This window comes from Luteimonas sp. 8-5, assembly GCF_029763755.1.
Classification (GTDB): domain Bacteria; phylum Pseudomonadota; class Gammaproteobacteria; order Xanthomonadales; family Xanthomonadaceae; genus Cognatiluteimonas.
Genome location: NZ_JARUVM010000133.1, coordinates 1 through 5,771, shown reverse-complemented (window position 1 = coordinate 5,771; position 5,771 = coordinate 1). Strand labels below are relative to the sequence as shown.

General features: G+C 69.4%; 7 protein-coding genes. 2 read left to right on the top strand and 5 right to left on the bottom strand.

Annotated elements, in window-relative coordinates:
- The coding region (locus tag QAA18_RS11780; RefSeq protein WP_279413168.1) for a hypothetical protein at positions 1-1,038 on the top strand (1,038 nt) is incomplete at its 5' end.
- Here the strand turns inward: QAA18_RS11780 and QAA18_RS11775 are convergent.
- The 5 genes from QAA18_RS11775 to QAA18_RS11755 all read right to left on the bottom strand — a co-directional run bounded on the left by QAA18_RS11775 (position 986) and on the right by QAA18_RS11755 (position 4,687).
- On the bottom strand, positions 986-1,423 hold the full coding sequence (locus QAA18_RS11775; protein WP_279413167.1) for a hypothetical protein: 438 nt from the start codon (positions 1,421-1,423) through the stop codon (positions 986-988). The genes QAA18_RS11780 and QAA18_RS11775 overlap by 53 nt on opposite strands.
- Positions 1,420-2,604, bottom strand: coding sequence for a S8 family serine peptidase (locus tag QAA18_RS11770; protein ID WP_279413166.1), 1,185 nt, complete (start codon positions 2,602-2,604; stop codon positions 1,420-1,422). Before QAA18_RS11770 ends, QAA18_RS11775 begins: the two co-directional genes overlap by 4 nt.
- 77 nt (positions 2,605-2,681) lie before the next feature.
- Complete coding sequence (locus QAA18_RS11765) at positions 2,682-3,335, bottom strand: zf-HC2 domain-containing protein (protein WP_279413165.1); 654 nt, start codon at positions 3,333-3,335, stop codon at positions 2,682-2,684.
- 2 nt (positions 3,336-3,337) lie between these two features.
- A complete protein-coding gene (locus tag QAA18_RS11760; protein WP_279413164.1) occupies positions 3,338-3,910 on the bottom strand; it encodes a sigma-70 family RNA polymerase sigma factor in 573 nt (190 codons plus the stop codon).
- A 39-nt stretch (positions 3,911-3,949) separates the two neighbouring features.
- Entirely contained in the window at positions 3,950-4,687 is a 738-nt protein-coding gene (locus QAA18_RS11755) for a hypothetical protein (RefSeq protein WP_279413162.1), read from the bottom strand.
- Between the two features lie 181 nt (positions 4,688-4,868).
- On the opposite strand from QAA18_RS11755, the gene QAA18_RS11750 reads away from it, so the two are divergent.
- A complete protein-coding gene (locus QAA18_RS11750; RefSeq protein ID WP_279413161.1) occupies positions 4,869-5,708 on the top strand; it encodes a class I SAM-dependent methyltransferase in 840 nt (279 codons plus the stop codon).
- The last annotated feature ends 63 nt before the right edge of the window (positions 5,709-5,771 follow it).

Here is a 5,771-nt window from a genome sequence, read left to right as displayed (position 1 = left end):
GGCGTCACCGCCAGCGCATTGTTCGTCGCACCGGCGGCGGCGGCGCTGGGGCTCGCGGGCGGGTGGTCGCCCGACCTCGCCCGCAGCCGGCGTTTCCTGCTCGGTCTGTTGCCCATCGCCTACCTGTTCGGCGCCGCATGGCTGGTCGGTTCCGGAACGCACGGCGCGCAGGCGCTGGCGCAACCTGCGCCGGTGCCGATGCCCGGCGTCCCGCGGATGCTGGCGCAGACCTGGGGACCGTGGAGCACGCCCGTGCTACTGGTGGCCATGCTGTCGGCGTGGGCCTTCGTCGGCGACCACATGCGCGCCCGCTACTTCGCCGCCGGCGCCTTCTTCTTCCTGCTCGTGGCCATCGATCCGTACACGACGCCGCTCTTTGCTTCGCTGTCGGTCGGCGCCAAGACCTATTGGCGGCTGACCTGGGCGTTGCCGCTGCCCTTCTTCCTCGCGGTCGTGGTCGAAGGCTTGCTCGCGCGCGCGCTGGCGGTACGACCGGTGTGGCTTGCCGGCGCCTGCTGCGTCGCATTGGCTGCATCGGCGGCGTGGTTCGTAGCGCGAACCGGAACACTGGCGTGCACCAACGGCGTCACCGTCGGCGCCCCGGGGCCGAAGGTCCCCGCTGTGGAGTACGCAACGGCTCGGCAGGTCGCGCTACGGACACCGGAGGCCGGCACGGTACTGGCTCCGGAAGCGGTCGCGATCTGGCTGCCGGGCCAGGTAGTGCATCCGCAACTCATTGGCGTGCGCCACCTCTACCTGAGCCTGGCGTTCCCGCCCGCGGAGACGGCACAGCGCAGCAACCTGATGCGCTTTGTCGCCGGCACCCATCGCCCGCCGGGCGCCGAGGCCTGGTTCCGCGACTCCTTGCATCGCCATGGACTGACCGCAATCGTCTACGACGTCGATACCGTTCTGTGGCACGACCAGATCGAACGCATCCTGCTCGCGGAGGGATGGCGGCCACTGTCGCGCGGCCGCTACACGATCATGGTCCGCGGGGACGTGCCGGGTCCGCCTGCGCAAGCCCGTCCACGATGAACGCGACTTCGTTGCTGCGCGAAACCACCTGCCCGCGGCGCGCGACCACGCCGACTGCCTGCGCGCCCGCGCTGGCGTAGGACGCTTCGGGGACCACCGCCGTGACCGTGTCGCCGGAGACGTCGCCCTCGAGATAGGCATCGCCGAAAGCGACGAGTACCGCGTGCCCGTCGATGCGGCGGTCCAGCCGGATCCACAAGGCCGACTGCCCACCCGCCTGGCGATTGAACGGCGTTCCGGCAACGGTTCGCTGCGGACCCCAGGCAACGATCTCCAGTTCCGCCATCGACGCCGGGTCGGGGGCCGCAGCGGCCTGTTCGCTGCAACACGCCTGCAGGCCCAACGCGAGCACCGGTACGAACCAGGCGAATCCTTGCCTCGTCATTCCGGATCGAGATCGACCACGCGCGCGTCGGGCAACACCGCGACCGCCGCCGCTGCATTCACCACGCGCTTGCGGCCGGCACCCTGGCTGCTGTTCCCGATGATCGTGCGCACCATCGAGGCGTGCAGGTCCGGCGACAACGACAGCATCAGCGCAGCGATTCCACTGACGTGGGCCGCCGCCAGCGACGAGCCCGACGCGAAGTCGTAGCCACCGTCGGGCTGGGTGGTCAGGATGTCCTTGCCCGGAGCAAGGACGACGCCTTCGGGCGCCTGCCCGGACTGCGACGAGGCCACCACCATCACGCCCGGGACCTCCGCGGGGAAACCGTCGATCTTTCCGTCGGGCGGCAATGCGGCAACCACGATCCGGTCCTGCCGCAACAAGCCTGAAAGCAGCAGTTCGAGCAGCCTGTCGGACGGCCCGCCCAGGCTGAGGTTGATGATGCGGGCGTCGGTGTCGAACAGTGCGGCCAGCGCCTTGGCCAGGGTGAAGGTGTTGCAGCGCGCTCCCGTAGTCCCGCCGGACTGCCAGCAGGCCTTGTAGACGCTGAGCGTAGCCTGCGGCGCGATGCCGACGATGCCAACGCGGTTGCCGCCGACGCCGGCGATGACGCCCGCCACTTCCGTGCCGTGCCGATCGCCCCTGAAGGCGGCCGCGTCGTCGTCGACCATGTTGAACGTGCCGCTGATGCGTCCCTTCAGGTCCGGGTGTGCGACGTCGACCCCGGTGTCGACCAGGGCGATCTCGACACCGAGGCCACGGCTGGCGCGCTGCGCCAGGCCGGCGTCGATGTCGGCGAATCCGCGCTGCAGCTTGAGGTAGGGATCGTCGTAACCCTTCCCTGCCGGCGCGCCCGAGTACACCTCGAACTCCTGCAGCGGCGCCGCGATCTGCACCCGCTGGTCCGCGGCGAGCGCTAGCAGCAACGCATCGCGGTCGGTGCCTGGTTGCGGGCGAAGCACGGCGCAATACACGCCCAGCGGCTTGATCGGCCAACCGGCAACTTCGCGCAAGCCATGGCGCTGCTTCAACTCTGCCAGCGTGGACATCGCACGCTGGCCATTTCGATAGCTGTCGCCGCTGCCGTAACCCAATACGTTCGATGCAGCGTGCGGCGCCGGCCTGGACACCGGGTTGGCCAGCACCAGCACCACGTCGCGCGCACTGTCCGTCGCCACGGCGACGTCCTGCACCGGCGCATGGGCGCACCCGGCGACAAGCGCGGCAAACGCGAGCAGCGCAAGCGCCCGGGTCCTCACGGCGTCCCCGCAATGGGCTCCGCGAGCAACACGCCGCGGGCGCCACGCAGTTGCGTTACCAGAATGTCGCGATCGGCGGTGGCGGAAGTCGCTACCACCGTATAGCCGCCGACGTCGTTCGGACCGGCCACCACCCTCAATCCGCTGGATCGCAGCAAGCCGTCCCACTCGGCCACCGTCATCGCAGGATCGGGAACGAGGCGAATGGCATCCACCGGCGCGGACGCACCGTCGCTGGAGAGCGTGCGATAGTCGGGCGTCGGCGACATCGACCACAGCCTGGTCCCGATCACGCCGAGCCCGACCGCCTGCACCAGGACCGCCGCCACCAGCACGCGTCCCACCAGGCCGTTTGCCCGCAATGGATTCCGCGACGGCGGCTGTTCCGCGTCGTCGATCCTGGCGAGCAGGCGCTCCAGCCCTGCCTCTTCGTCCAGCGGCAACGACACCGGCAGCGACATCGCCCGATGCAGGCGCTGCTGTTGCACGAACTGCTCGCGGCATGCGGCGCAGCGCGCCAGGTGCCGGTCGAACCATTCACGCTGTTCCGGCGACAGCTGGCCCTGCAATGCATGCGGCATGGCTTCCCAGGCCAGGACGCAGTCCCTGTCGGAGTCGCGTGGATCGCGTGGATCGCTTGTCTTGCCCACTGTCATGCTCCCGCGGTCCCGGTATCGCCGCCCAGCACGGGCACGACGTTGAGCAGCTTCACCCGCGCATGGAACAGGCGTGCCTTCACCGTCCCGACCGGGCACTGGGTGATCGCGGCCACTTCGCCGAGGCTGTAGCCGACGCCGTAGACCAGTTCGACCACCACCCGCTGGTCGACACTGAGCAGCGCCATTGCCTTGGCCAGGAGGTCGCGCAGTTCTCGGTCGTCCCCGGGGTCCTCGCCACCGTCGTGCATCGGCAGGAAGGCCTCGTCCATCTGTTCGTCGCCCCGCTGGCGCAGCGCTTTGAGCCCGCAGCGATAAGCGATGCCCATCAGCCAGGTCGACACGCGCGCGTCGCCGCGGAAGTCGGCGGCGCGCTGCCAGGCGATCCAGAAGCAGTCGTTGACCACTTCCTCGATGACGTCCGGGCGCCGGGTCAGGCGCGACAGGAAGCGGCAGATCCGTCCGTGGTAGGCCCGGTACAGCGTTGCCAGCGCCGCGCGGTCGCCGGCGGCCATGCGCTGGAGCAGCGCAAGGTCGTCGGTATCGTCGCGGGCGTTGGCGTGGCTCATGGACCTGCGTAGGTACCCCGGGAGCACGCCAAGGTTGCTTCAGAATGCGCGTGAAAGGGTGGCCACCCAGGGATCGGGCGCCCCGTTGCCATAGGCCCGGCGCTCGCCCAGGCTGTTCAGGTTCCGCTCGATGCGCAGGCGCCAGCCTCCCCGGCTCCAGGCCAGGCCGAGGTTTCCATATCCGTACGCGCGGGTTTCGTAGCCGGAGCCGTAACCATACCCATGGCCGTCGCCGTAGCCGTAACTGCCGGACCGGACCGAAGCCTCCGCAACCCCCGCCCCCGCCATCAGCGTCAATTGCGACGACAGCGGCCAGCCCAGCCCGACGTCGGCGGCTCCGAGCCAGCGCCTGTCCTGGTCGCCATCGACGCGGATCGCCGAAATGCCGATCGACACCGTGTCGCGGTAGGAGACGTAGACGCCCGCGTCGACGCGATCCGGAATGCCGCGTCCACCGCGGTCCTGGTAGTCGTAGTAGGCCAGGTTGGCGCGACCCCGCCAGTCGCCGGAACTGAACCAGTCGCGCGATACCCGCGCCACTCCCATCACCAGGTGCCCGGGCGAGCGGACTTCCACGCCACCCGCCAGTCCGAGCGACCAGCCGTTGCCCGACGTCCAGGACATTTCGCCTTGCAGCACGGGTGTCGCCGGAGTGATCGCAAGCCCGCGATCGACCAGTTGCGAAGCCAGCGCCACTTCCCCGCCGATGCTCGACGACTGCGCGTGGGCAGGTGCTGCCAGCAACAGGACGATGGCGAGCAGGACGATAGCGGGCATGACGCTCGCGAGCATGGTGTCCGCGAACAGGATCGGCTGGGTGATTCCACAGCCTCGGGCTGTCATGTCCGCATGCGTGCCATTTCCTCGAAAGTCCAGCTTACCCAGCCGCCCGGGACTATTCAATGCAACTTTTGCCTTGGGTCCTGGCACCTACGGGCACTCCAGGAGACGCCCCGCCATGGCCGCAGTTCGGCAAGCCGCATCGGACGCAGCGCAGTTGCAGGACACCCGGCGCGCTTTCGACAGTGTCGCCGGCGACTACGACGGCCCGCGCGGCAACAACGAGCTGATCCAGCGCATGCGCCGCACGTTCCGCGAAGCGGTGTGCCATGAACTGCCGCCCGGCTCGCGCCTGCTGGACCTGGGTTGCGGCACCGGCATCGACGCCTTGTGGTTCGCCCAGCTGGGCTATCCGGTCGTGGCCACCGACTGGTCGCCGGGCATGGTCGCGCGCACCGCGTCCCGCCTGGCCGAAGAATCGCTGCCGGTGCGCGCGGAGGCCCGGCAGATGGGCATCCACGAACTGGCCGCGCTCGATGCGGGGTTCGACGGCAGCTTCGACGGCATCTATTCGAACTTCGGCCCGATGAACTGCGTGCCCGACCTGGCCGCGGTCGCCGGCGAATGCGCGCGCCTGCTCGCGCCGGAGGGTGTGCTGGTGTTCTCGGTGATGGGTCGCATCTGCCCCTGGGAGCTCGGCCATTACGGATTGCGCGGAAGGTTCACGCGCGCTGCGGTCCGTGCCGCCCGCGGCGCCACCGCGGTGGGCATGAACCGGCACACGATCTGGACGCGCTACTACCTGCCGCGCGAGTTCCATCGTCATTTCGCCCCTCGCTTCACGCTCGTCGAATACCGCGCACTCAGCCTGTTCCTGCCACCACCGTACATGGTCGACTACTACCGTCGCCGGCAGCGCTGGTGCGAACGCCTGGGCCGGCTCGACGACCGCCTGGGCCCGTGGCCGCTGCTGCGCGACATGGGCGACCACTTCCTCATGGTGATGCAACGGCGCTGACGCATGGACCGCCCGACGTCGATGCGCGGAGTCGACCTGCATGGCGCCTTGACGGTATTGCCG